The sequence below is a fragment of the Sporosarcina sp. P3 genome, assembly GCF_002743415.1.
GTDB lineage: Bacteria > Bacillota > Bacilli > Bacillales_A > Planococcaceae > Sporosarcina > Sporosarcina ureae_A.
In genome coordinates this window covers 45,606-70,846 of record NZ_PDZE01000016.1, presented here as the reverse complement: position 1 = coordinate 70,846, position 25,241 = coordinate 45,606, and the positions used below count along the sequence as shown (strand labels likewise).

Sequence of the window (25,241 nt, the reverse complement as noted above, 5' to 3'; positions counted from 1 at the left end):
TGTAAACCATCCACTTTTCCACTTCCTATTCCTCTCTTTCTATAGACTAGCTTCAGTATATAGAAAGTAGATTTATATTGGAAAACTGTTGATTCTTATTTGTTGAAAGCTGTTGAATCTAGTTTAACGTTTACAGTTTCTTAATAATTACTTATAAAAAACATAGAAGATCGTTAATTCTTAAAGAAATTCCTTGTTGTTCCATATAATTATGTATATAAACGTATACGATAAAATACAATAAACAAATGTTTCGGAAATTAAACGGTGTTTAAATTTCAAACGCTGTTCAAAAAAAGCTTGCAAAAAATGAAATCACTGTTAATATATGAATATATTCAATTTTCAGATAAGTATAAAGGAGGTAGAGTATGGAGGCGACATTTATAACTGAGGAACATGAAATGTTTAGGGAATCATTAAAACGTATGCTAGATAAGGAGGCATATCCCTACTACGATAAATGGGAAAAAGAAAAAAAGATACCTAGGGAATTTTGGTTAAAGCTTGGAGAGAGTGGATTCTTATTACCATGGGCAGATGAAAAGTATGGTGGGTTAGAACTTGATTTCTCTTACTCTGCAATTTTAACAGAGGAATTGGAGAAAGTTGGCGTGGGTTTAGCTAGTGGTGTTTGTCTTCACTCCGATATTGTAAGTCCGTATATTCATTCACATGGTACGGAAGAACAAAAACAAAAATGGCTCCCGAAAAGTGTGACTGGCGAATTTATATCTGCTGTTGCTATGACAGAACCAGGTGCAGGGTCGGATCTAGCAGGAATTCGTACGACTGCACGTAAAGAAGGGGATTTCTACATATTAAATGGTGAAAAAACATTCATTACAAATGGACTGAATGCGGACTATGTCATTGTCGTTTGCAAAACAGATACGAAGGCAGAACCAGCCTACCGTGGCATTTCTTTACTCGTCGTTGAAAAAGGAACGCAAGGTTTTAAACGAGGTAAAAGTCTGGATAAAATTGGCATGCATTCCAGCGATACATGCGAACTTATATTTGAAGACGCGAAAGTACCCATTGAAAACCTTTTAGGAGAAGAAGGAAAAGGTTTTTATTATTTGATGGAACAACTTCAACAAGAGCGTTTAGTTGTAGCACTTCAAGTGCAAGTTGAAGCCGAAGAAATGTTGGAAATTACTATTGATTATGTAAAAGAGAGAAAAGCATTCGGCAGTAGGATTGCAGATTTTCAAAACACACAATTTAAATTAGCAGAAATGGCCACTGAAATAGATTTAGGACGTACTTATATAAACTCATTAATAAGTAAGCATATTCGAGGTGATGATATCGTAAAGGAAGTATCTATGGCGAAATGGTGGATTAGTGAAATGGCAAAAAGAGTCGCTTCTGAATGTCTACAACTTCACGGTGGGTACGGCTATATTGAAGAATATGAAATTGCACGCAGATATAGAGATATTGCGGTTACATCCATTTACGCAGGAACTACTGAAATCATGAAAGGTATAATAGCTAAAAAAATTTTAACGGAGGAGTGAGAGATATGAACTTCTCTGAGAGAAAGTTGTTGGCTAAGAAAGATCAAATCGTCTCGACTGCAATTTCTGTTATCAAACGAAGAGGTTATGAAGGTGCGACCATGGAAGAAATTGCAGCTGAACTATTAATGACGAAAGGATCTTTGTATTATTATTTTAAAAGCAAAGGTGAATTAATGTACCATTGTTATAATTTCGTGCTGTCCCAAGCTACTGAGGCACTAGAGGTCGAGTTACAAAGAGGAGGAACTGCTGAAGAAATATTGCGAAATATGATCGCGAAGCATATTGATTATGCTATTGATGAAAAAGAAACATTTAATTTAATAATAGAGCCAAAGCGAACTTTTGACCAAGAACAGTTAGAACCTGTATTACAGCTCAGAAAATACTATGCAGGATTATTCGACGAAATCATTACAATAGGCATAGAATCTCAAGAATTTCATGTAAAAGAACCGCTCATCGCACGGATGATGATCCTCGGCGCCATGAACTGGATTCAGCAATGGTACCAAACGAACGGAAGAATGGATAAAGCACAATTACAGGAAACGTTTAGTGAATACATTTTAAAAATTTTAAAATAAAGGGGAATAAAAATTATGTTTATGCCCGACGTATTAGCAAGTCATGCTAAAAACCACCCTGATAAAGTATATACAATATTTAACGAACGTGAACTGACATACGGTGAATTTTATGAGAAAGCAAAACGTATTGCAGCTTATTTTCAATTACATGAATATAAAAAAGAGGATATTATTGCGCTTTACTCTTTGAATTCTGATACATTCTTAATTTGCTATTTTGGTCTGCAATTAGGCGGTTTTTCGGTCATGCCGATAAATACAAAATTAGCATCTACTGAAGTAGAATACATTTTTAATAACTCGGAAGCGAAATCTCTTATCTATGATGTGCGCATTGAAGAAGTTATTAAAGATACAAAGCATACTTTTCAAGATAAGCTCAGCATTGGAGGTGAGGATACGTTAACCAAAATTATGGAAGATGAATCTTTAATGTTTAGACCAACTCAGATAATGGAAGATGACACCAGTGTAGTCATGTACACATCTGGCACAACGGGTAAACCGAAGGGAGTTATGTTGACACATAAAAATATACTTGCAGCGGGACAAATTTGGTCGGAATCAATGGAAATCACCGAAATGGATAGAATGCTTGTATCCACACCGTTATTCCACTGTGCTGCAACGCACGTATTTGTTGTGCCTATCACATACAAAGGTGGAACAATTATTATCGAAGAAGGGTTTTCAACAAGTACTACAATTAAACTTTTAAAAGATGCAAAACCTACCATGTTTTTTGGTGTTCCAGCAATGTTTACAATTATTTTAAACTTACCTACTATTAAAAACCTTGAATTTCCTACCTTACGGCTATTTTGTTATGGCGCAGCCCCTATGCATTACGAAATTTTGAAAAAGCTCAAAGAAACGTTCCCTAAAGTAAAGGTGCAAAATCTATACGGGCAAACAGAAAATGCCCCAGCAGCATCATCTTTGAAAGATCATCAGGCACTTGGAAAAATTGGTTCAGTAGGGGAACCACTACCACGAACGGAAATACGCGTGGTAGATGAAAGTGGTCATTCACTGCCGACTGGCCATGTAGGTGAAATAGTTGTTAAAGGACCACAAGTGATGAAGGGTTACTTGAAAAATATAGAAGCGACAAATCGTGCTATTCGAGACGGATGGTTATTTTCAGGTGATTTAGGAAGGTTTGACGAAGACGGATTACTTTACATCGTTGATCGCAAAAGTGACATGCTGATTCGTGGTGGAGAAAATGTCTACCCCGTAGAGATTGAGGAAGTGTTGTATCAAATACCAGAAATTTTGGAGGCAGCGGTAGTAGGTGTTCCACATGAAGTGTACGGAGAAGTTCCATGTGCTTATGCAGTATTAAGAGAAGGTCAGTCAATTACAAACGAAAAAATTATTGAATATTGTAGTACACAACTTGCTAAATACAAAGTTCCTATGGAAGTATTTCTTATAGATGAATTACCACGTAATGCTTCCGGAAAAGTCCTAAAGCACACATTTCTATCTAATAAGGTTGTGAAGTGATGAAGCAAGTACTGTATGAAGTAAATGAAGGGATCGCTTATATTACACTAAATCGACCTGAAAAGTTAAACACGTTATCTAATGAGCTCATTGCAGGATTACATGAAGCGTTAGATCACGCTGATTTCGACAAAGAAGTAAAAGTAGTTGTTTTATTAGGTATGGGTAGGGTGTTTAGTGCAGGCGGAGACTTAGAAATGATGCAGGCGTTTAAAGACGTAAATGAAATATATAGTTGGATGAATGAAGTAACAAAATTAACGAAAAGAGTACGAAACTTGACCAAACATGTTGTTGCTGCCGTACACGGGCACGCTGCAGGTGCTGGGTTCAGTATTGCGCTTGCAGCAGACTATATAGTCGCTGACGAAAATGCTAAATTTATTTTAAGTTTCTCAAAAGTAGGACTTGTACCAGATATGGGCTTATATCAACTGCTACTTGAAAGACTTCCGATAAATATAGTAAAGGAATGGGTTAGTTTTGCACCCACATTATCAGCTCATGAATTAAAGGAAAAAGATATTATAAATAAAGTTACAACCGGTCCGATTAAACAGCAAGCAACAGACTTTATTAAGCCATTAATAGAAGCGAGTCCACTTAGTTTAGAGTATTCGAAGCGTATACTGAATGAGTTAAAAAATCCAGCTTTGGATGAGAGTATTTTATTAGAAAACATGTATCAAACGATGTTGCTATGTTCAATCGACCATCAAGAAGGCATCAAAGCATTTTATGAAAAACGAAAGCCTGAGTTTATAGGAAAATAAATTAAAAAGGGGCATACGTATGAATAAAAAGAAATGGGTATTCGCTCTGTTTGCTGCGCTATTTTTACTCAGTGCTTGTAGTGAGGATTCACAACAAGAAAGAGAAACGGAGTCAAACAAAAATATGAGTTCAGGTGAAACTAAAAAGTTACGAGCATCTTCGGGTGTACCAGATGGTCACTTTTGGCATCGTGGATTTTTTGAACCATTAACTACAGCGGTTTCCGAGGGTTCTGATGGGGAAGTAGAATTTGAATTATTTACAAGTGGAGAGTTGGTTGGGCTTGGCGGTGAATTGGATGCACTAAATTCAGGCTCAATTGATGTGGCATTAACATTAATGCCGCCATATGATCCAAAACGTTTCCCATACACGGAAGTGGTAATGCTTCCATTACTAGACTCAGATTCAATTATTGCTTCTCAAGCTATGGCGAATATGATGAAAAATGATCGTGAAATAATGAATGGAAAAACCTACTATGAACTTGAATTTGAGGATAAAGGATTAGTTGCATTTGCGAATACGGCAACAGAGCCTTACCTTCTATCAACTACTAAACAAAAATTTGATTCAGTAAAAGACTTTAAAAGTGCACTTCGTGTACGTACTGCATCAAGAGTACATGAAATTTTAGCGAAAGATTTAGGTATTACAGGACAGTCAATGCCGATAACTGATTCCTATGATGCGTTAAGTCGAAATGCTTTAGATGGAATTATGTACAATGCTCCTGATTGGATAGTGTTTGGATTCGATGAGCTTATTAAACATACGATTACAGGCGCTAATCTAGGGCATTTCGTAGGGCATACCGCTATGAAAAAAGAAACTTGGGATTCATTAACAGATGAAACTCAAAAACTATTTGAAGATAAAGCTAATGAATTTATTCATTCGGGTGCTGCTCTAACCGCTAGTGAAACAGAAGAAAACGTTAAGTCAAATATTAAAAAAGGTGGAGAACTTACTCATTTTGATGAATTGAATCCCGAAGTGCAAGATCATCTTAAAAAATCAATTGTAAACTCCTGGATGTCCTGGATTGATAATCTAGAAGAGCAAAATCTCGCCGGTAAAGAAATGGCGATACTCTGGAGAGATATGCTTCTTGAGGCAGGCGCAGTATTACCGCAAGAGATATTGGATATTAAATAAAATTACAAGGGAGCCATTGTGCTCCTTTTTTTAAAAGTTAAGGGGGGATTAATCATAGAGAATCTTATAATCATTGTTGCTCTTACACTTTTTCTTTATTTTTTAATTGTTGGCCAATATATTAGCTCTTTAATGTTTGCAATCGGTATTTTTGGAATTTATCTAATTGGTGGAGTTGACTTACTAAATGGGTTTTTAAGAGGAGAACCATTTGCGAGAACAGCGAGCTATGCTTTAACTACTATCCCTCTTTACATATTGATGGCTCAGTTTATTATGCAAGCGGGAATAGTTAAAGATCTATACAGCTTAATGTATTCTCTGTCTAAAGGAAGACCAGGCCCACTTGGCGTAATGACTATTATATTAGGTGGGTTATTAGGCGGAGTATCTGGTTCTGGGACAGCAACGTCTGCTGCTTTGGGTCAAATTGCTGTACCTGAATTACAAAAGAGAGGCTACCCTCCTCATCTCGCTGGAACAATTGCGGCTGCTTCTGGTTCGCTCTCTGCAATCATTCCTCCAAGTGTAATTTTGATTTTGTATGGTGTTGTTGCTCAAATATCAATTGGTAAATTATTTACGGCAGCACTGATTCCAGGACTTTTGTTGATGCTCAGCTTTTCACTAGTTACAATAGTTTATTTGAAAATTAATCGTGACCAACTAAGAATGGCTTCAAAAGAATTTATTAGTGATAATATACCTGTTTCTCGTTATATTATCGTCACTGTAATGGGTGCATTGATGGTTATTTCAATCTTTGGTGGAATATACATGGGTGTATTCTCTCCCACTGAAGCAGGCGCGATTGGTGCCTTTATTGGACTGATAATGGCTACGTTGTTAGGAAAAGTAACTTTAGAGTTTTTTAAAAGGTCTATGATTGAAACGAGTAAAATTACGGTCATGGCTATGTTCATCGTAATTGGTGCCTCGATTTTCGGTCGCTTCATTTCACTATCATTAGTTCCTCGTAAAGTCATTGATTTACTCGGACCCTTATTAGATAGTCCGACGCTTGTTATTTTGATTATCATGGTATTCTATTTCTTCTTGTTTATGTTCATCGAAGGTGTAGCTGTTATCTTAATGACTGTACCCATTATTACACCTATCTTAAGTTCAATTGATACGGATCCACTCTGGTTTGGAATTATGCTTACAGTTGTTTGCACTATTGGAATGATTACCCCTCCTGTGGGTATGAGTGTTTATGTAGTCGGTAGTATATCAGGAATTCCGATTGAAAGACTGTTCAAAACGTCGACAGTCTTTGCCATTATTGCTTCAATCATTGTAATAGGTTTATTGATAATATTCCCAGAGCTAGTTACTTGGTTACCAAGTCAGATGAAATAGTGGAGGTGGGTTTATGCAAGTTCTTGAGATGATAAATCAAGTTACGCGTGATGTTGGAAAATATATAAGTGGTTTTGCAATACTTGCGATGATGATTGTAATTGTAATTGATGTTTTTATGCGAAATGTATTTGGAATTCCAATTGCCGGAACATATGAATTCGTTCAGTATTTTCTTATGCCCCTTTCTATTTTTCCAGCTTTGAGTTTTGTTTATTGGGTCGGCGTATTACCAAGCTTAACCGAGCTTATTTCTAAATCACCTATATGGTTTAAAAACTTCAACAAGTATCTCATTTTATGCGTCGATACAGGTGTTTTTGGGCTATTAACTTATTACAGTTTCCTATTCGCAATGAGTGGAATGGCAGATCAAATGGCAGTCCCAATAGCAAGAAGTTTAATACCTGTTTGGCCAGTATATTTTTTAGTGCCAATTGCTTTTTTATTCGTTTTATTAGAAGTGCTAACACGTTTTATTAGAAAGACAAAAGAAAAGGAAGGGGATATTGGTTTATGAATAATGCATATATTATAGATGGCGCACGGACTGCTTTCACAGGATTTGGAGGTTCTTTTGCAAAAGTGGATGCAACAACTCTCGGAACAGTAACTGCGATCGAAGCATTAAAGCGATCTAAGGTGAGACCTGAACAAGTAAATCATGTGGTTTATGGAAATGTGATTCATACAGGAAAGAATGCCTCTTATCTTTCGAGGCATATCGGTCTAAACGCAGGTATACCTGAAGAAGTTCCTGCACTCACATTGAATCGCTTGTGTGGCTCCGGTATGCAAGCAGTTGTGACAGCAGCGCAAATGATTTTACTCGAAGAGGCAAATATTGTTTTAGCGGGAGGCGCTGAAAATATGTCGCAATCACCTTATTCCAGTTTCGAACAAAGATTCAGTGGAATGAAATTAGGCAACCTTCAATTTGATGACATGCTTCAAGCGACATTGATAGATCAATACACTGGAAGTGGAATGGGTTTAACGGCCGAAAGATTAGCGGATCAATATACAATTTCCAGAAAAGAACAAGATGCTTTTGCAATTGAATCAAATCAACGGGCGATGAAAGCTGTTGCAAATGGTTTTTTTGCACAAGAGATTGTAGCAGTTGAAGTGGATACGCGAACAGATGTTGAAGTTGTCGATAAAGACCAACATATTAAAGTTGATATAAATGCAGAAGTCATGGCAAAGCTCCGTCCGGCTTTTAAAGAGGAAGGTACAGTTACCGCTGGAAATGCTTCAGGGATTAATGATGGTGCTGCATCCTTGGTGGTTGCTAGTGAACAAGCAGTAAAAGAAAATAAATTAGAACCGATTGCGCGTATTGTCTCTTGGGGCATCGTAGGTGTAGATCCTACAGTTATGGGTATCGGACCAGTACCAGCTATTAAACAAGCTCTTGAACGCGCAAAATTAACAATAGAAGACATGGATATAATTGAGATCAATGAGGCATTTGCAGCTCAATACCTAGCAGTTGAAAAAGAATTGGGTTTAGATCGCTCCAAAACTAATGTAAATGGTGGAGCAATTGCGCTTGGACACCCAGTCGGAGTAAGTGGAGCGAGAATACTACTCTCTGCAGCATATGAACTAAAGCGTCGTAATGCGAAATATGCAGTCGCAAGTTTATGTATTGGCGGTGGCCAAGGAATAGCAGTTGTCATCGCTAATGATTAGATTATCTGTAAAAGTGCAACGAGGTTAAGCTGTAACGACTGTAACCAAGCCTGAAACAATGAAGGAAAGTATAGGTTCATTATTTAGGGAATATAAAGAGGGAGTTGCTAACCTTGTACGAAACAATTAAAACAAATTTACAAGATGGGATTTTGATTTTGACTTTAAATCGACCAGAAGTCATGAACGCTTATACACAGAAAATGAATAAGGAATTGCTTCATTTTTATAAAGCAGTTAATAATAACGATGATGTTCGAGTTATTATCGTAACAGGAAGTGGTCGAGCATTTTGTGCGGGAATGGATTTGAATGAAGGATTTAGTACGGAAAAGTCCGTTGAAGATTTTCGCGATCTTGGTGGGCAGGTAAGTATGCAGGTGTATGAAGTAAATAAGCCTATCATTGCTGCTATAAACGGTTCCGCTATAGGCATTGGAATGACAATGACGTTGCCAATGGATATTAGGATAGTAAAAAAGAATGCTAAAATCGGTTTCGTATTCGGGCGTAGAGGGATCGGTCCAGAAGCAGGTTCAGGATGGTTTCTTCCAAAAGTAGTGGGTATTGGGAAAGCTCTTGAATGGACATTAACTGGACGCTACATAGCTACGAATGAAGCATTGCAAGCAGGTCTCGTTCAATACGAGGAAGAAGAACCGCTAGCAAAAGCCTTTGAGATTGCTCGTGATATTGTAGAAAATACAGCAGCAACATCAAATGTATTTACCCGACAATTATTGTGGGGAATGCTAGGACAAGAACATCCATATAATTCTCATTTAGAGGAGTCGAAATTTTTACATTGGGCAAGTCGAAATGAAGATGTAATCGAGGGTATACAATCCTTTATAGAAAAGAGACCCGCAGAATTTCCTTTGAAAGCATCAGACCTACCCGAAATTTTCAAACAAAAAAGGAGGATGTATTAATGAAGATTTCTGTAGTTGGCGCAGGCACAATGGGGAATGGAATTGCTCAAATGGCTGCCGAAGCAGGTTTTCAGGTGACATTATTCGATAAAAGTTTAGATGGACTTACTAGCGGAATTAAAAGAATTGAGAAGACACTTAAACGCAATGTAGAAAAAGGGAAATATGATTTGTCACTCTCCAGTGCAATAAGAAGTCGAATTTTTATAACGAGTAATATAGACGATCTTAAAGGCAGTGATGTTGTTATTGAAGCAATTATTGAGCAAATTGAACCTAAAAAAAGGCTGTTTGCTGAATTAAATAAGATATGTGGTCCTACTACAATTTTTGTGACAAACACTTCAGGGTTGAGCATCACTGAGATGGCTAAAGCCTCTGGTCGTGCTGAACAAGTAGTAGGTATGCATTTTTTTAATCCCGTTCCCGTGATGCAATTGGTAGAAATTATCAGAGGTGTGCAAACCAATGACTCCACGTTTGCAATAGCACATCAACTCGCCGAGCAATTTAACAAAATAGCAATTACAGTAAAAGAAGCGCCACTGTTTGCTGTGAATCGAATTCTCACTCCTATGATTAATGAAGCTGTTTTCGTTCTTTCTGAAGGATTAGCTACCGCTGAAGATATTGATAAGGGTCTCCGACTAGGAGCTGGTCATCCAATCGGTCCGCTCGCATTGGCAGATTTAATAGGACTAGATACTATGCTCTTTGTTACAGAAACACTTTATTATGAAACGAATGATTCTAAATATCGTCCAGCCCCTTTGTTGAGGAAATATGTACGAGCAGGTTTACTTGGACGAAAAACAGGAGAAGGTTTTTTCAAGTATTAACTTCTTATTAAGAAGTTGAAAAAGTAAACAAAACCCCGCCAACCGAGATCAATATCTCAGCCAACGGGGTTTCTTTGCTATTAACGAGAGTAGAATTCAACGATCAATGCTTCGTTGATTTCAGCAGCTAATTCGCCACGCTCTGGAAGGCGTACGAATGTACCTTTTTTCGTATCTTTGTCGAAAGTTACGAAGTCTGGAACGAAGTTGTTCACTTCTAGTGCTTCTTCGATAGCAGTCAAGTTTTGGGATCTCTCACGAAGAGAGATTTCAGAACCTGGCTTTACAGCGAATGAAGGGATGTCTACGCGCTTGCCGTCTACCATGATGTGGCCGTGGTTGACTAGCTGACGAGCTGCACGACGAGTGCGTGCAAGACCCATGCGGTATACAACGCTATCTAGGCGAGCTTCAAGAAGGATCATGAAGTTTTCACCGTGGATACCTTGCATTTTACCAGCTTTGTTGAAAAGTGTGCGGAATTGACGTTCGTTTACTCCGTACATAAAGCGTAGTTTTTGTTTTTCTTGTAATTGCATTCCGTATTCGGAAAGTTTTTTACGTTGGTTTGGACCGTGTTGTCCTGGTGCGTATGGACGCTTTTCAATTTCTTTACCAGTGCCTGTTAGTGAAATACCTAAACGGCGTGACACTTTCCAAGATGGACCTGTATATCGAGCCATGAGAGACTCCTCCTCTGTTGGTTTTATTTTGTTGTAAAATAAGACCAGATATGTTCAATCCATCTGCCATTCTATAATCTTGCAACTTCGCCCCTGCAGCCTCGAGGTTACGTGGTGCACCTTTAAAAAGGAATAGACTGGACAAAATAGAACACATAACTGCTGCAACTATTTTACACAAAGAATAGCATACCAATGTATTGCCTATTGGTCAAGCATTTCATTTTTAGAAATTCAAGTCGAGTAATTCGCTATCGTTTTCAAATAGACAGAAGTTTAGGGTCTTTCGTTTTTAAAACAATCCATGTACACTGTAATAAAGCGCTTTCAATAAGACGTGAATAAGCTATCACAAGGAGGAATCAGCATGAAGAATAAAAATTGGCATAAAGAGACGGCAATGATTCATGAAGGCTACGACGACAAAGATCATCAAGGAAGTCTGGCAGTACCGCTCTATCAAACTTCAACCTATGTATTTGATTCGGCTGAACAAGGCGAGCGGCGTTTTGCGGGTGAAGAAGCAGGGAATATTTATTCTCGTTTAGGAAATCCGACGGTCGCTGTGTTGGAAGAGCGTATTGCGAAAATGGAAGAGGGCGCAGCGGGTCTGGCATTTGCTTCCGGTATGGCGGCCGTTAGTGCAGTGCTTGTTCATTTGACGAAAGCAAATGATCATGTGATTTGCTCGCGAGGGATTTACGGTTGTACGTTCGGACTCTTAAAAATATTAGAAGAAAAGTATCATATCACGCATGATTTAATTTCTATGAAAACGGAACAAGAGATAGAGAAAGCTGTGAAGCCTGAGACTACTTGTATATATGTAGAGTCGCCAATCAATCCGACGATGGAGTTAGTGGATCTCGAGGCAGTAGTTAATGTAGCGAAGCGCCATAACTTGAAAGTGGTGGTAGATAATACATTCTGTTCACCTTACATTCAAACCCCGTTGACGTTCGGCGTCGACTATGTACTTCATAGTGCGACGAAATATATTAATGGGCACGGTGATGTGATCGCAGGATTGCTAGTAGGTAAAGATGCAGACGAGATGGCGAAGCTTCGCGGAACCGTGCAAAAAGATTTCGGTGGAATTATTTCGCCATTCGACGCCTGGCTGTTGTTACGCGGTATTAAAACGTTACCTGTTCGTATGGAACGACATTCAGCCAATGCCAAAATTCTTTTTGATTATTTACAGAAGCATCCGAAAGTAGAGGAAGTATTCTATCCGTTTGACGATCAGCATCCGCAGTATGAGATTGCGAAGAAGCAGATGAAATTGGGTGGGGGCTTGATTTCCTTTACGATCAAAGGTGGAAAAGAAGAGGCGCAGAAGTTGTTGAATCATTTATCGCTCGTCAAGTTGGCGGTGAGTTTGGGCGATGCGGAGACGCTTATGCAGCATCCTGCGACGATGACACACTCTGCTGTGCCGAAAGAAGATCGTGAGAAGATGGGTGTGTCGGATACATTGCTACGCTTGTCTGTAGGTCTGGAGCATATGGATGATGTCATGGAAGATTTGGAACAAGCATTTGAAGCGTTGTAAATTGAAAAAAGCGAGCGTCCCCGTATCGGGGAGCTCGCTTTTTGTATAGGATTATAAATGTTACGTTTGACAACGATTATATGTGTTGATTTGAATAGCATGTAGATTCTGATTGGACCTCTTGTGCCGCGGTCGTTGTTCTACTGGTTGTTTCCCTTAAGCAACGCAAACCCTACCTACTTTTGCGTCCTTGCGACCCTATAGTCGCGCCAGTGATGAATAAGTGTTCCGAATAAACATCTGCAGAACGCCATTTTTTATGTCAGATCTGTTTTCAATCCCAATCAGTAACTATACATGAATTCTAGAAGTTTGTCAAGAAGGTTTTATACTATCGGCGTCGCAAAGTTTACAAACTATTGAATAGGGAATTAGTAAATTAGAGCCTGTTGTCTACAGGAAATTTTTTATTGGAGGGATTAGGATGAACGTAGAGATTGTAAACGAATTTCCTCACGAGTTTTTGAAGGAGCAAGCGGAGACATGTATCTCCATTTATCAACCGACCCACCGGTATCGACCTGAAAATCAACAAGACCCGATCAGATTTAAAAATTTATTACAACAAGTGCATGAAGAGTTGTCTAAAAAATATGCAGCGAATGAAGTGAAGAGTCTACTAGCTCCACTTGAGAAACTAGAGGGCGAGCGTCCTTTCTGGGCACATGCAGGAGATGGACTGGCATTGTTTGCGACAAAGGATCGCATCATAGCCTATCGTCTGCAACGTCCTGTACCTGAATTGGCGATTGTGTCAGATAGTTTCCATATTAAACCGCTTATTCGCGTATTCCAATCTGCCGATCGCTATCATCTACTCGGCGTCAATAGACAAGAGTTTAAACTTTTTGAAGGGAATCGCTATGGTATAGAAGAAGTAGAGATCCCTGAAGAATTGGCGAAAACGAAAGACGAGGCGATTGGTGCACAAGTGACGGAGCCCTACTTGGGTGCGGGTAACGCAAGTGGAGCCGCTGGAACTGCGATGATGCATGGACATGGTGGCAAAAAAGATGAAATTGACATCGACATTGAGCGGTATTTCCGATACGTAGATCGAACGGTTGCAGAAAATTACTCAAAACCGACGGGTCTTCCTTTATACTTAGTTACACTTTCGGAATACCAGACGCAGTTCAAAGAGTTAAGTCATAATCCACACTTGCAAGCCGAGGGAATTAAGTCCGACTTTGAAGCCCTTAGCCTGGAGCAATTACGTAAAATGGCTTGGGAACTAGTAGAGCCCACGTACTTACAGAAAACAAAAGACTTAGTGGAGAATTTTGAAAATGCTAAAGCGAGCGATCAAGGTTCTGAAAATATCGCAGAAATTGCTAAAGCAGCAAGTGAAGATCGTATTAGACGACTTGTATTGGAAGATGGCTATCTGTATCGGGGTAAAGTTAATCTAGATACAGGGGAAATTCAAACGAATAATCTGGAAGAGTCTGAAGTGGACGACGTACTGGATGACTTAGCAGAAACCGTCTTTAAAACGGGAGGAGAAGTAGTCGTTCTTCCGAAAGAACGGATGCCTGTTGAAACGGGGGCAGCTGCAATCTTTAGATGGTAAGAAAAAATCCGGCCAAAAGAACTCTTTTGGCCGGATTTTACTATCACTTTTCTTGTTCAAGTATTTCTTTAGCGGCAGTCAATGCGGTTTGGACGCGTGGAAATCCAACATACGGAATGAGTTGCATGATGCTCTCTACGATTTCCGTTTTTGTTAAACCGACTGTTAATGCGCGCTTTACATGCGTTTGAATTTGTGTAGTCGCTCCTTGTGTGACAAGTGAAGCGAGCGTCACCAGTTGTCTTTGTTTACTGTCGAGTCCTGGTCGTGAATAAATCTCCCCATACGCAAACTCTACTATGTACTTCCGTAAATCAGGTGCCAATTCTTTTAATGCATCGGCTGTCATCATGCGTTCGGCTTCTTCTTCACTCACATATTCCTTGATTTTCTCTAATCCTGCTTTAATACGTTCTGTTGACAATGAAATAGCCCCCTATTTTCTAACTGCAATATAAAGAAAGTATAGCATATTCTGATTATGGTTTTGATTTTCTGTTTAGAAATTATGTAGTTATTATCAGTTTAAAACATCATGGTGGTTCAAAGGATGTGAAAATCATCATTTTTGTTTAAGAAATGCGAAGAGTAGGTATAGATGAGTAGGTCAAAAAAACATGTATATATGGAGGTAATGGAAAATGGATAAGTATTTCCTAGAGAATGCAGTAGAAGCTAAAAAGAAAATTGAAGAATTGGTAACACAAGGTTACACGCATGATGAGATGTATGTTTTCGCACATAGTGAAGATCGTGAGGACAAGATTTCAGATGCACTGGATTCAGAGCAAGTAGGTATGGCAGAAATGGGCTTCCTCAATACAATGAAGAATATGTTCACATCTCGTGGCGATACATTGCGCGCGCAGATGGAGTCCATCGGTCTTTCAAAAGCAGAAGCTGAAGAAGGCGAAAGCGAACTAGATAAAGGTCGACTATTACTAGTCGCGAAAAAATAAGACAGTAAAAAACCGGTCAGAGGATTCCATTCCTTTGACCGGTTTGATTTTTGTATACATAACGGGCAGAACGCATCCCTGTTGACATGTACATCCTGAGCGGTATATCTATCATGTATTTTTTTCATTGGCTATTGCTTCGTAATACGCATCCACCGGTATAAACAATCCGACCTTACCATGCGTCTCTTCATCTAATGTAGCGAACACGATGCCAATGACTTTCCCTTTTTCATTAATGACAGGACTCCCGCTATTCCCTCTATAAACAGGTGCTTGTATCATGACGACAGGAATGTCCCAATCAGCCAGCTGTTTGTAGTCAATCGTATGACCTTTATTGGCTATTCCTGAAAAGCTCAAAGGATTTCCGATAAATGTAATGGGCTCATGGTCATAAAAAGTCGTTTCTTCCGCTAACGTTAGATAGGGGAGATTCGTTCCGTTCACTTCAAGTAGTGCCAGGTCGATGTCTGGAAACACTTTCGTGACATCTGCGGTGAATCGTTCGCCTTCAGGGAAAGAGACGATCATGGAATCATTGCCTTCGACTACATGATAATTCGTAATAATGGTACCTTGTTCAGTAATGGAAAAACCTGTACCTTTCGTATGTTCTGTAGCTACGACAACTACCGCTTCTTTATACTCTGCTATTTGTGGATCTGAAGATAACTCTGACGAGGCTTTTAGAAACTCTAATGCTGGAATGGAGTATATCTGAAAGACGATGGCGAACGTGCTGAGTGCTAAAGTAGTTGCCATGATCCAAAACATCCACTTAGGGAAAGGGCGATAGGTGCGTCGGACATTTTTTTCAGCAGCTGCTTTCTCTAATGCTTCACGTTGTGCTTCGAGTACAAGATCTTGCAGCTCATCATCATCCAAATCTTCTTGATACGGATCTTTGCTATCCACTAGTCCCACCTCTTTCTCGTACATAGTTTACCAGATAATGAATGCAAAGGAAGTGAATCGAGTTTAGTGGTAAGATACTAGTAGTGTATAAATGAATCGCTCGCAAAATTTGTAAGAATACAATACGAAAATATGAATAACTGTGTGCAAATATCTGAAGATGTGATAAAAAGTTCGTTGTTTTTTAAAAAAGATGTGAATAGAAGACGAAAATGCTTTATTCATGTTACGATATACTATAATATCTATAGTAGTCACTTTATGCGCGAAGTGTGGGATAGGGGGATCATAGTGAGATGATATACGTCATCATTCCATTAGTTATCATCATTGTTTTAACGGTGATGGCATTTCTGTCTAGGCGAAAGCATATACAAGAAATCAGTGAAATGGAACAAGAAAAATTACAAATTCAAAACGAACCAATATTCGAAGAAATGACGAAAGTGAAGCAGTTGAATATGACTGGCGAAACAGAAGAAATGTTCGAGAGATGGCGCAATAATTGGACAGAAGTAGTAGATGATCGCCTTCATAATGTAGACTTGCTTTTACTGGATGCTGAAGGGCAAGTGGATCGTTTCCGTTTTAAGAAAGCAACGGAAACAGAAAAACAAATCCGCGAAATCTTGAACGAATGTGAAAAAGAGATGCGAACGATCTTGCAGGAACTAAACGAACTGATTGGCAGCGAAGAACGAAATCGGTTTGAAATTGAAACGGTAAAAGAACACCACCGTGCCGCGCGCAAAAAGATCTTAGCTCATCAGTACGCATTTGGACCGGCAGTAGAGCCCTTAGAAAAAGAGTGGGAATCCTTCAATCCAAGATTTGAAGAATATGACGCACTTATCGAAAATGGTAACTACTTACAAGCGCGTGAAATTGTCATTGTATTAGGAGCAAAAGAAGAACGCTTTTCGTTTTTACTTGATGAGATCCCTGCGTTACTTAATGAGTTGCAAACGAAAATCCCTGCAGCTTTGCGAGAATTGCGTAAAGGAATCATCGAAATGGAAGGTCAGGAGTACTACTTAGGACACTTGAAAATGCCTTCGCGTTTCGACAAAATCGAACAACAAATTGCGGATCTTCGACAATTATTAGCGCGTTTGGATATTGAAGAAGTAGCAGCGGAAGTGAATGAAATTCATGACGAAATCGAATCGTTCTACGACGTATTAGAAGAGGAAGTTAGTTCCCGTCATTACGTAGATGAGCATTTGGATCAAATGTTGGATCTGTTTGAAGAACTTCAATATGCGATTCCAGATACGATTGAAGAAGTGAAATTCGTTCAACAAAGCTACCGTCTAGATGAAAATGAAGTCATTATTCCACAAATGGCATTGCAAAAGTTGAACGCACTGGCGAAACGAATTGAAATATTCATTGAACGTCAAGATGCGAAAAACTTAGCCTACTCCGCTCAACAAATTGAGTTGCAAGAGCTAGTGGAAGAATTGGATACGATCTCTGAAGCACATTCGAAGTTCAGTAACCGTATCAAAAATCTTCGAATCGACGAAAATCTTGTGCGCTCTCGTATTGTGACGCTTTCGCAGCAACTGCAAATTGCGGATCGTAATTTACACCGTGCCAATATCCCAGGTATCCCTGATGATATGGAAGTACAGCTTGAAGAAGCCGATGAACAACTATTCATCGTGAAACAAAGTTTGGAAGAAGTACCACTTAACATGGCATTGGTTGAATCGTATGTTCAAAAAGCAGATACGGTAGTCACGGATGTTTGTGCGAAAGCCGAAGACATGATTGAAAATGCATTGCTTGTAGAACGAATCATCCAATACGGTAACCGTTACCGTGCGTCTCATCCGGAAGTTCACGAGAAATTGTTGAAAGCTGAAGAGTCCTTCATGCAATGCCGCTACTTAAGAGCATTGGAAGAAGCAGGTACTGCAGTTGAAGAAGTGGAACCAGGAGCTTTGAAAAAGATCCAAAGTATGATTCAAGTGAAAGCATAATTATATTCCGACAAAGCCACCGGTTTTCCGGTGGCTTTGTTTCGCTCATTCATATAGAAAAGGAGAATTCACTTATGTATTTTGACCATAGCGCCACGACCAAGCCAGACGAGAGAGTTCTTCGCACTTTTGTAGACGCTTCTGAATCGTATTTTGCGAATCCTGCATCGTTGCATGCAGAAGGAAAACGTACAGAAAAATTATTGGAACGTGCGCGAACACAAATACTTGGAACCATTGGACTGGGACTGACAGAAGGAATTTTCACTTCAGGCGGCACAGAATCCAATAATCTTGCCATACTAGGTTATGTCTACGCCAATCAACATAAAGGTCGTCATTTACTCACAACCAGCATCGAACATCCTTCTGTCTTGAATGTTTTTCGGGAATTAGAAAAGCAGCACTTCACGGTAGATTATTTAACAGTAGATGAAGAAGGAAGAATTTCATTGGACGAACTGCAAGCGAAGTTGCAAAAAGATACGATTTTAGTTAGTATCATGCATGTTAACAATGAAATAGGGACGATTCAGCCGATTGAGGAATGTGCGAAAATCATTCATTCTTCTTCACGTGCGATGTTCCATTCGGATTGTGTGCAAAGCTTTGGAAAGTTACCGCTTACTGATTGTACGGATGGTCCGGATCTCGTATCGTTATCTGCTCATAAAATTTATGGAATTAAAAATAGTGGGTTTTTAGCTTTTCGTAAAAATATCCGACTGCAGCCCATTGTCTTTGGTGGCGGTCAAGAACATAAATTGCGCAGTGGAACGGTATCGGTACCACATGCAGCCGCACTTGCGAAGGCGGCTCGTTTACTTGTAGAAGAAGTGGATATGCAACAATTTCAACAATGGCGAAATGATTTGGTGGAGTTCTTCTCAGAAATAGGTGAATGCAAAGTATTGGCACCGAACGCGAGTGCACCGCATATACTATCCGTCGCATTTGCACATATTACAGGGGAGATTGCGATTAACTTCCTACAACAACAAGGATTGATCGTCTCGACTTCTAGTGCATGTTCATCGAAGAATTCGGATGTAAGTCATGTAATTGAAGCGATTCATGTACCTCGCGAGTTCGAAAAAGGTGTGATCAGAATTAGCTTAGGTAAAGATCAAACAATAGAAGAAATTGAACAATTGAAAGTAGCGGTTCGTCAATTAGTCGAGCTGATTAGAAAAGGAGTGGGGAAATGAACTGGAATACCATTTTAATTCGATATGGTGAGTTGTCACTTAAAGGGAAAAATAAAAGTAAATTTATTCGTAAACTGAAAGCGAATATAAAGGCCGCTTTGTCCGATTTAGGAACAGTGACCATGCGTGCAGAACGTGACCGGATGTTCATTTATACAGAAAAACCTGAAGAACTAGATCGTGCAATTGAAATATTGCCGTCGATTTTTGGAATTCAATCATTCAGTCCCATTGTAATTTGCGAACCTACATTAGAAGACATAAAAGACACTTCATTAAAAGTCCTTGGCAAAACGGAAACGGCTGGCAAGACATTTAAAGTAGACGTCAAACGTGCTGACAAACGTTTCCCGCTCAATACAGGAGAATTGCAACAAGAATTAGGTGGTCATGTATTGAGAGTGTTCCCTGAATTAGTCGTTCAGATGAAAAAACCTGAAATTTTATTATATGTAGAAATCCAGCGTGAAGCAGCTTACATCTCTTCGCACACATATAAAGGTGCAGGTGGTATGCCGGTTGGCTCCAATGGACATTCGTTGTTGTTATTGTCTGGAGGAATCGACAGCCCAGTAGCAGGGTATATGATGATGAAGCGCGGCGTGTCATTTGATGCGATTCACTTTGCTAGCCCGCCGTTTACAAGCGATTTGGCAAAAGAGAAAGTAGAAGACATCGTCAGACAGCTAACGAAATTCGGGGCAGTCATTCGCTTGCATGTAATTCCGTTTACCGAACTGCAACAAACGATCGTTAAACAAGTTCCAAGCAACTTGTCCATGACGACTACGAGAAGAATGATGATGAAAGTTGCCGAACAAGTACGAAAAGACACGAACTCGCTTGGCTTAATTACTGGCGATAGCCTTGGACAAGTAGCAAGTCAGACACTTGAGAGTTTAACGGCTATTAATGAAGTGACGAATACACCGATCTTGCGCCCGCTGATCGCAATGGACAAATTAGAAATCATTGAGATCGCTCAAAAAATCGGGACGTACGATATTTCCATCCGTCCATACGACGATTGCTGTACCGTATTCACACCACCAAGCAATAAAACGAAGCCACAAATTGAAAAAGTCGCGTACTACGAAAGCTTCCAGGAGTTTGACGACATGGTAGCAGAAGTCGCGAGTCAGCGTGTAACGACGATTCCGAGCAAACAAACAGAAGAGGAATTCGAAGACTTGTTATAAGAAAAAATTACCTATCACCTTCCTTGCATGATATTTTGAAAAGTGACCATTCTATTGTCACAAGGAGGTGAACGACATGCCAAACAGCAACAGCAACAACTCAAACCAATTGTTAGTTCCAGGAGTACAACAGGCTCTTGACCAGATGAAAGAAGAAATTGCTTCTGAATTTGGAGTACAACTTGGACCAGACGCTACATCGCGTGCCAACGGATCCGTCGGCGGAGAAATTACAAAGCGACTAGTACGTCAGGCTCAATCACAAATGAACGGTTATAATCAGTAAATCGTAAGACATGGGATGCCTCCGAAGCCACAGTGCTTTTGGGGCATCTTTTTTGTATGGATTTTTAGTGTAAGGTAAAAGTTCAAGCGTTAAATGGAATAGAATGTATAAGGTCATAGTGAGTTCGGTGCGATTGAAGCGGAAGCTGGGGCGCCCACAGGAACGTGTCCCCTCCAAAATGCAAATTCCTCATCCCAATAGCCAACCTCTTCGCTAACTCCTCTAAGCTTACCGGAAAACACGTCATACTATACATTTCTGAACAGTATAATGGAAAAAAGTATATAAAATTTTGAAATTTTATCATTCTGTTTGTATACTTGTAGTAGTACATAAAAGGAGGAATGGAAATGAACCGAGAAGAACTACTTGCGCCGGCTCGCTACAATATTGTTTCGGAATTCGAAAAGTATGCAACGGGTGATGGCAGAAAAGCATTAATTTATGTAGATGCACAAAATCAAGAACAACAAGTAACGTACGACGAACTGATCCAGGCAGCTAATCGTACAGCGAACGTGCTGACATCGACCGGCTTGAAAAAAGGTGATGTTGTGCTTGTGATGGTACCGCGCATGATCGAAGCGTATGTGACCTACATTGCGGCACTAAAGGCAGGACTTGTTGTCATCCCTAGTTCTGAAATGCTACGTTCCTCCGAAATTGAATATCGAATTGAACACAGTAATGCCAAAGCGATTATCGCATTTGATGCGTTCACCGATCAACTTGAACATGTGGAAAATGTAGACAAAGTCACTGTTTATATTATCGGAGAAGCAAAAGAAGGGGAAATATCCCTGACTGCTCAAGAAAAAAGTGCATCTTCTGAGTTTACCGCTTGCGATACGGCTAGTGATGATATGGCGTTTCTATCGTATACGTCGGGTACGACTGGCAAGCCAAAAGGTGTAGTCCATACACATGGCTGGGGATACGCACACTTGCGGACAACTGCTCCGAACTGGTTAGGTATTGAAGAGCATGATACGGTGTGGGCTACAGCGGCACCAGGATGGCAGAAGTGGATTTGGACACCGTTCTTATCTGTTCTAGGAAGTGGTGCGGTAGGCTTTGTCTACAGCGGCAAATTCAACGTGGACAAATACTTACAGTTTCTGGACGAATACCAAATCAATGTCCTATGTTGTACACCGACTGAATACCGATTTATCGCAAAAGCGGAGAATTTAGGGGAGTTTTCATTAGCATCTCTGAAAAGTGCAGTCTCAGCTGGAGAGCCTTTAAATCGTGAAGTCATTGATATTTTCGAAAGACAGTTCTCCCTTTCTGTTCGTGATGGATATGGACAAACAGAAAACACGTTGTTGGTCGGTACGATGATCGGGATGGAGGCGCGTCCTGGATCAATGGGGAAACCGACACCTGGTAATATCGTCGATGTTATTACGGATGAAGGCACACCGGCAGGCGCGGGTGAAGTGGGAGATATTGCCGTTCATAAATCCACGCCAGCGCTATTCCGCGAGTATTTAAATGACCCTGAACGTACGAAAATGCAATTTAGAGGGGATTATTATATTACCGGTGACCGTGCCAAAAAAGATGAAGAAGGCTATTTCTGGTTTGAAGGTCGCGGCGATGACATCATCGTAAGTTCTGGTTATACGATCGGACCTTTCGAAGTGGAAGATGCGTTGATCAAGCACCCAGCAGTTCGTGAATGCGCAGTCGTCGCAAGTCCAGATCCTGAACGTGGAAATGTTGTGAAGGCATTTGTCGTTTTACGTGATGATTCGACGGAATCGACTGAGAAACTCGTACAAGAGTTACAGAATCATGTCAAAGAATTGACGGCACCTTATAAGTATCCTCGTAAGATTGAGTTTTTAGAAGAGTTGCCTAAAACTTCATCAGGTAAAATTATGCGCATTGAATTGCGCAATAAAGAACAAAATCAAAGATGATGTGGTAGTAGGGCGATAAAAAGGACTGTCAAGAGTCGTTTTGTACCGACATTTGACAGTCCTTTTCGCATGAATTCAGAAAAACGTACGTTGAACTTTTTCGAAGAATGAGTTATCGGAAAGTTTTGCGGTGCGAATGACTTTATTGCTTAGTCGGGCTTCTACTTTTTCTACTTGTTTGATGCCGAGTGCTTCATTATCCGCTGCAATAGATGGGAATTCATTGCCTTCTGGTTGGATATTGAGCGTCAAGGTTCGTCCATTACTTAGGATGAACGACGTGCCGAGTGTACGGTATCGATTATTATTAACCGACGCGAGCTCTGTCACTTGGAAAGAAGGTAGTCGTGGATCGATTACAGCGCCTTTAACGGATTTATTATACGCTGTACTACCTGTTGGCGTGGAGATGATCATACCGTCGCCAAGAAACGTTTCGAACAATAAATCATCGATGTAAATATTCATGACGAATGTGCGGATGATGGTTGAACGTATGCTGAATTCATTTAGACATAAGAATGGATGTTGCTGGTTGATCTTCACTTCGAGCAGTGGATAATGACGCTCTTCAATTGTAGTTTGTCGTAACGTTTCTGTTAGGCGACTAATATCATCGTATTGGAAATCGCAATATACACCGTGTGCCCCTTTTATAGATGCTCCGAGATATAGAACATCCTGACGGAAACCCGTTTTACGAACAGCTTGAAGGAATGTCCCATCACTGCCGATACTAATGACCACATTGGCTTCGGTATGATTATCTGTTAGTTTGAAGCCTTCTTTTTTAAGACGTTGTGCAATAAAATGTTTTTTGTGGGCAGTGTCTTCGTCTAAACGGCTGAAGAGAAAAATAGTATGTAGAGAATTCATTTGAATCGTCTCCTTTTTCAGTTAATAGAATAAGTGTAGCATGAATGAAACATTTGGACGATTAGGAACGTACAGGTAGATGTAGACAAAGGAGGAATTTAACATATGAATGCAAAAAGATGGATTGCTGTAGCAGTAACTGCCACATTGATTATTGTGTCGGTTGGTATTAATGCGATGTCATGGGTTTTCACAAGAGATTGGAACAGTTTCGTCAACGAAATCAATTTGATGGAAACACAAGTACAAGAGACAGTAGTAGAAGAAGGAAGTGTCAATGAGCGAATTGCAGTACTGACGGTGGATGGCGTCATACAAGATGTCGGGGAAGCGACTATTTTTAGTGGTGCTGAATACAACCACAGACAATTCTTGACGCAGTTGAATGAGTTGTCGAATGACGACACGGTAAAGGGAATTGTCCTTTCTGTTAATTCACCAGGTGGCGGTGTATTGGAATCATCAGATATTTATGATGCGATCACAGAAATTCAGAAATCAAAAGAAATTCCGGTCTATGTCGCGATGGGCGGTATGGCGGCTTCTGGAGGGTATTATATTTCAGCTCCCGCAGATAAAATTTATGTTCATCCAGAAACATTGACTGGTTCAATCGGCGTGATCATGCAATCGGTTAACTACGGAAAATTGGCTGAGAAATACGGTGTGGAATTCCCGACGATCAAGTCAGGTCCGTATAAAGATATGATGAGCCCAACTCGAGATATGAAGCCGGAAGAACGTAAGATGTTACAGGAAATGATTGATGATTCGTATAAACGTTTCGTTGATATTATTGTAGAAGGACGCGGTATGTCAGAAGCAGCTGTCCGTAAAGTAGCGGATGGACGTGTCATGAATGGCCGTCAAGCGATTGAAGCAGGGCTTGCGGATGATTATGGTAAGTTACCAACGGTTATTTCTGCCATGAAAGAAGATTATCATTTGGAGAAAGCAGAAGTATTCGAATATGGAATGCCAACTAATTTAAAAGCTATTCTTTCCATGAAAGCCCATGATGTATTCAATGGTGACGTAGAATCGCAAATTATAAAAAAATTACTAACGGAAAATACAGCACCACGCATGATGTATTTATACGGTGAATAAGAAGGAGGGAAACGATCATGACGAATGAACTGCTAGATACGCAACCAACCGTGCGACTTGAACAGGCGCTCGTGCCAAAATATGCAGGTTTCTGGATCAGACTCTGGGCATTTTTAATCGACATGCTGATTCTTTCGGCTATTAGCGGCATCTTTGTCAAACCGGTGTTCCGCGTACTTGATATCGCGATCACCAAGCCCTCTGCCTTTTTATTCAGTCCGTATAAAGTAACGGCACTAGTTTTGTTATTGTTGTATTTTATTGTAATGACAAAAATAGCGGGGCAAACCGTAGGGAAAATGATCATGGGAATTCGAGTGTTGAAAACAAACGGAGAAAAGTTAAATTGGGGCTCTGTGATCTTTAGAGAAGGATTCGGTCGTTTCATTTCACAAATGTTATGGATTCCGTACCTGCTCGTCTTGTTCTTACCACAGAAGAAAACACTTCATGACGTCTTTGCTGACACGGTTGTGGTACATGAACGAACATTCGAGAGAAAAGAAGTGCAGAAAGTTATTCATCCCGAACACCATCAGTTGCATGAAGACCCTACGGTTTAGT

The 25,241-nt window shown here is 39.9% G+C and carries 24 protein-coding genes; 20 read left to right on the top strand and 4 right to left on the bottom strand.

The genetic code is table 11. The annotated features are described in order from the left end of the window. Positions 1-371 precede the first annotated feature (371 nt). From CSV61_RS15350 to CSV61_RS15305, 10 genes are all read left to right on the top strand, one after another. On the top strand, positions 372-1,526 hold the full coding sequence (locus tag CSV61_RS15350) for an acyl-CoA dehydrogenase family protein (RefSeq protein WP_099639937.1): 1,155 nt from the start codon (positions 372-374) through the stop codon (positions 1,524-1,526). 5 nt (positions 1,527-1,531) lie between these two features. Further along, positions 1,532-2,116 carry a TetR/AcrR family transcriptional regulator gene (locus tag CSV61_RS15345; RefSeq protein ID WP_099639936.1) on the top strand — a complete coding sequence of 195 codons (585 nt, stop codon included), beginning with the start codon at positions 1,532-1,534 and terminating at the stop codon, positions 2,114-2,116. A gap of 15 nt (positions 2,117-2,131) precedes the next feature. Then, positions 2,132-3,631: a class I adenylate-forming enzyme family protein gene (locus tag CSV61_RS15340; protein ID WP_099639935.1), complete on the top strand. Its 1,500-nt coding sequence runs from the start codon at positions 2,132-2,134 to the stop codon at positions 3,629-3,631. Next, positions 3,631-4,404 (top strand): enoyl-CoA hydratase/isomerase family protein, encoded by a 774-nt coding sequence (locus CSV61_RS15335; RefSeq protein ID WP_099639934.1) that lies wholly within the window; start codon positions 3,631-3,633, stop codon positions 4,402-4,404. The genes CSV61_RS15340 and CSV61_RS15335 overlap by 1 nt, the downstream gene beginning before the upstream one ends. 19 nt (positions 4,405-4,423) lie before the next feature. Beyond that, a complete protein-coding gene (gene dctP, locus CSV61_RS15330; RefSeq protein ID WP_099639933.1) occupies positions 4,424-5,563 on the top strand; it encodes a TRAP transporter substrate-binding protein DctP in 1,140 nt (379 codons plus the stop codon). A gap of 18 nt (positions 5,564-5,581) precedes the next feature. Continuing rightward, positions 5,582-6,925, top strand: a complete 1,344-nt coding sequence (locus CSV61_RS15325; protein WP_233193648.1) for a TRAP transporter large permease — start codon at positions 5,582-5,584, stop codon at positions 6,923-6,925. A 13-nt stretch (positions 6,926-6,938) separates the two neighbouring features. After that, positions 6,939-7,445, top strand: a complete 507-nt coding sequence (locus CSV61_RS15320) for a TRAP transporter small permease (protein WP_099639932.1) — start codon at positions 6,939-6,941, stop codon at positions 7,443-7,445. Next, a complete protein-coding gene (locus tag CSV61_RS15315) occupies positions 7,442-8,623 on the top strand; it encodes an acetyl-CoA C-acetyltransferase (RefSeq protein ID WP_099639931.1) in 1,182 nt (393 codons plus the stop codon). The genes CSV61_RS15320 and CSV61_RS15315 overlap by 4 nt, the downstream gene beginning before the upstream one ends. Before the next feature lie 113 nt (positions 8,624-8,736). Then, positions 8,737-9,555 carry an enoyl-CoA hydratase-related protein gene (locus tag CSV61_RS15310; RefSeq protein ID WP_099639930.1) on the top strand — a complete coding sequence of 273 codons (819 nt, stop codon included), beginning with the start codon at positions 8,737-8,739 and terminating at the stop codon, positions 9,553-9,555. After that, positions 9,555-10,394: a 3-hydroxyacyl-CoA dehydrogenase NAD-binding domain-containing protein gene (locus CSV61_RS15305; RefSeq protein WP_099639929.1), complete on the top strand. Its 840-nt coding sequence runs from the start codon at positions 9,555-9,557 to the stop codon at positions 10,392-10,394. Before CSV61_RS15310 ends, CSV61_RS15305 begins: the two co-directional genes overlap by 1 nt. Positions 10,395-10,474: 80 nt before the next feature. On the opposite strand, the gene rpsD is transcribed toward CSV61_RS15305, so the two are convergent. After that, positions 10,475-11,077: a 30S ribosomal protein S4 gene (rpsD, locus tag CSV61_RS15300; protein ID WP_099639928.1), complete on the bottom strand. Its 603-nt coding sequence runs from the start codon at positions 11,075-11,077 to the stop codon at positions 10,475-10,477. 367 nt (positions 11,078-11,444) lie between these two features. Between rpsD and megL the strand changes: the two genes are divergently transcribed. After that, a complete protein-coding gene (gene megL, locus CSV61_RS15295; protein ID WP_099639927.1) occupies positions 11,445-12,632 on the top strand; it encodes a methionine gamma-lyase in 1,188 nt (395 codons plus the stop codon). Between the two features lie 424 nt (positions 12,633-13,056). Beyond that, positions 13,057-14,205 carry a baeRF3 domain-containing protein gene (locus CSV61_RS15290; RefSeq protein ID WP_099639926.1) on the top strand — a complete coding sequence of 383 codons (1,149 nt, stop codon included), beginning with the start codon at positions 13,057-13,059 and terminating at the stop codon, positions 14,203-14,205. Positions 14,206-14,248: 43 nt separating this feature from the next. Here CSV61_RS15290 and CSV61_RS15285 read toward each other — a convergent pair whose 3' ends face one another. Then, positions 14,249-14,629 (bottom strand): carboxymuconolactone decarboxylase family protein, encoded by a 381-nt coding sequence (locus CSV61_RS15285; protein WP_199173652.1) that lies wholly within the window; start codon positions 14,627-14,629, stop codon positions 14,249-14,251. Between the two features lie 217 nt (positions 14,630-14,846). On the opposite strand from CSV61_RS15285, the gene CSV61_RS15280 reads away from it, so the two are divergent. After that, complete coding sequence (locus tag CSV61_RS15280; protein ID WP_099639925.1) at positions 14,847-15,164, top strand: YflT domain-containing protein; 318 nt, start codon at positions 14,847-14,849, stop codon at positions 15,162-15,164. Between the two features lie 111 nt (positions 15,165-15,275). On the opposite strand, the gene CSV61_RS15275 is transcribed toward CSV61_RS15280, so the two are convergent. After that, on the bottom strand, positions 15,276-16,082 hold the full coding sequence (locus CSV61_RS15275) for a S1C family serine protease (protein WP_099639924.1): 807 nt from the start codon (positions 16,080-16,082) through the stop codon (positions 15,276-15,278). A 296-nt stretch (positions 16,083-16,378) separates the two neighbouring features. Here CSV61_RS15275 and ezrA point away from each other — a divergent pair, with 296 nt between their 5' ends. The 5 genes from ezrA to mbcS all read left to right on the top strand — a co-directional run bounded on the left by ezrA (position 16,379) and on the right by mbcS (position 22,691). Then, positions 16,379-18,070 carry a septation ring formation regulator EzrA gene (ezrA, locus tag CSV61_RS15270; protein ID WP_099639923.1) on the top strand — a complete coding sequence of 564 codons (1,692 nt, stop codon included), beginning with the start codon at positions 16,379-16,381 and terminating at the stop codon, positions 18,068-18,070. A 74-nt stretch (positions 18,071-18,144) separates the two neighbouring features. Continuing rightward, complete coding sequence (locus CSV61_RS15265; protein WP_099639922.1) at positions 18,145-19,278, top strand: cysteine desulfurase family protein; 1,134 nt, start codon at positions 18,145-18,147, stop codon at positions 19,276-19,278. Beyond that, positions 19,275-20,477: a tRNA uracil 4-sulfurtransferase ThiI gene (gene thiI, locus CSV61_RS15260; RefSeq protein WP_099639921.1), complete on the top strand. Its 1,203-nt coding sequence runs from the start codon at positions 19,275-19,277 to the stop codon at positions 20,475-20,477. Before CSV61_RS15265 ends, thiI begins: the two co-directional genes overlap by 4 nt. Before the next feature lie 76 nt (positions 20,478-20,553). Continuing rightward, a complete protein-coding gene (locus tag CSV61_RS15255) occupies positions 20,554-20,763 on the top strand; it encodes an alpha/beta-type small acid-soluble spore protein (RefSeq protein WP_099639920.1) in 210 nt (69 codons plus the stop codon). Positions 20,764-21,113: 350 nt separating this feature from the next. After that, the gene (mbcS, locus tag CSV61_RS15250; protein WP_099639919.1) at positions 21,114-22,691 is read left to right on the top strand and encodes an acyl-CoA synthetase MbcS; all 1,578 of its coding nucleotides are present in this window, start codon (positions 21,114-21,116) and stop codon (positions 22,689-22,691) included. Between the two features lie 75 nt (positions 22,692-22,766). Here the strand turns inward: mbcS and CSV61_RS15245 are convergent, their stop codons facing one another. Continuing rightward, the gene (locus CSV61_RS15245) at positions 22,767-23,567 is read right to left on the bottom strand and encodes an NAD kinase (RefSeq protein ID WP_099639918.1); all 801 of its coding nucleotides are present in this window, start codon (positions 23,565-23,567) and stop codon (positions 22,767-22,769) included. Between the two features lie 105 nt (positions 23,568-23,672). Between CSV61_RS15245 and sppA the strand changes: the two genes are divergently transcribed. Together sppA and CSV61_RS15235 are read left to right on the top strand one after the other, a co-directional pair. Next, entirely contained in the window at positions 23,673-24,677 is a 1,005-nt protein-coding gene (gene sppA / locus CSV61_RS15240; RefSeq protein WP_099639917.1) for a signal peptide peptidase SppA, read from the top strand. Between the two features lie 17 nt (positions 24,678-24,694). Beyond that, positions 24,695-25,240, top strand: coding sequence for an RDD family protein (locus tag CSV61_RS15235; RefSeq protein ID WP_233193646.1), 546 nt, complete (start codon positions 24,695-24,697; stop codon positions 25,238-25,240). Position 25,241 lies beyond the last annotated feature (1 nt).

Coding starts and splice junctions, on each gene's coding strand:
- CSV61_RS15350 (WP_099639937.1), top strand. CDS start 372: ATGGAGGCGACATTTATAACTGAGGAACATGAAATGTTTAGGGAATCA.
- CSV61_RS15345 (WP_099639936.1), top strand. CDS start 1,532: ATGAACTTCTCTGAGAGAAAGTTGTTGGCTAAGAAAGATCAAATCGTC.
- CSV61_RS15340 (WP_099639935.1), top strand. CDS start 2,132: ATGTTTATGCCCGACGTATTAGCAAGTCATGCTAAAAACCACCCTGAT.
- CSV61_RS15335 (WP_099639934.1), top strand. CDS start 3,631: ATGAAGCAAGTACTGTATGAAGTAAATGAAGGGATCGCTTATATTACA.
- dctP (WP_099639933.1), top strand. CDS start 4,424: ATGAATAAAAAGAAATGGGTATTCGCTCTGTTTGCTGCGCTATTTTTA.
- CSV61_RS15320 (WP_099639932.1), top strand. CDS start 6,939: ATGCAAGTTCTTGAGATGATAAATCAAGTTACGCGTGATGTTGGAAAA.
- CSV61_RS15315 (WP_099639931.1), top strand. CDS start 7,442: ATGAATAATGCATATATTATAGATGGCGCACGGACTGCTTTCACAGGA.
- CSV61_RS15305 (WP_099639929.1), top strand. CDS start 9,555: ATGAAGATTTCTGTAGTTGGCGCAGGCACAATGGGGAATGGAATTGCT.
- rpsD (WP_099639928.1), bottom strand. CDS start 11,077: ATGGCTCGATATACAGGTCCATCTTGGAAAGTGTCACGCCGTTTAGGT.
- megL (WP_099639927.1), top strand. CDS start 11,445: ATGAAGAATAAAAATTGGCATAAAGAGACGGCAATGATTCATGAAGGC.
- CSV61_RS15290 (WP_099639926.1), top strand. CDS start 13,057: ATGAACGTAGAGATTGTAAACGAATTTCCTCACGAGTTTTTGAAGGAG.
- CSV61_RS15280 (WP_099639925.1), top strand. CDS start 14,847: ATGGATAAGTATTTCCTAGAGAATGCAGTAGAAGCTAAAAAGAAAATT.
- ezrA (WP_099639923.1), top strand. CDS start 16,379: ATGATATACGTCATCATTCCATTAGTTATCATCATTGTTTTAACGGTG.
- CSV61_RS15265 (WP_099639922.1), top strand. CDS start 18,145: ATGTATTTTGACCATAGCGCCACGACCAAGCCAGACGAGAGAGTTCTT.
- thiI (WP_099639921.1), top strand. CDS start 19,275: ATGAACTGGAATACCATTTTAATTCGATATGGTGAGTTGTCACTTAAA.
- CSV61_RS15255 (WP_099639920.1), top strand. CDS start 20,554: ATGCCAAACAGCAACAGCAACAACTCAAACCAATTGTTAGTTCCAGGA.
- mbcS (WP_099639919.1), top strand. CDS start 21,114: ATGAACCGAGAAGAACTACTTGCGCCGGCTCGCTACAATATTGTTTCG.
- CSV61_RS15245 (WP_099639918.1), bottom strand. CDS start 23,567: ATGAATTCTCTACATACTATTTTTCTCTTCAGCCGTTTAGACGAAGAC.
- sppA (WP_099639917.1), top strand. CDS start 23,673: ATGAATGCAAAAAGATGGATTGCTGTAGCAGTAACTGCCACATTGATT.
- CSV61_RS15235 (WP_233193646.1), top strand. CDS start 24,695: ATGACGAATGAACTGCTAGATACGCAACCAACCGTGCGACTTGAACAG.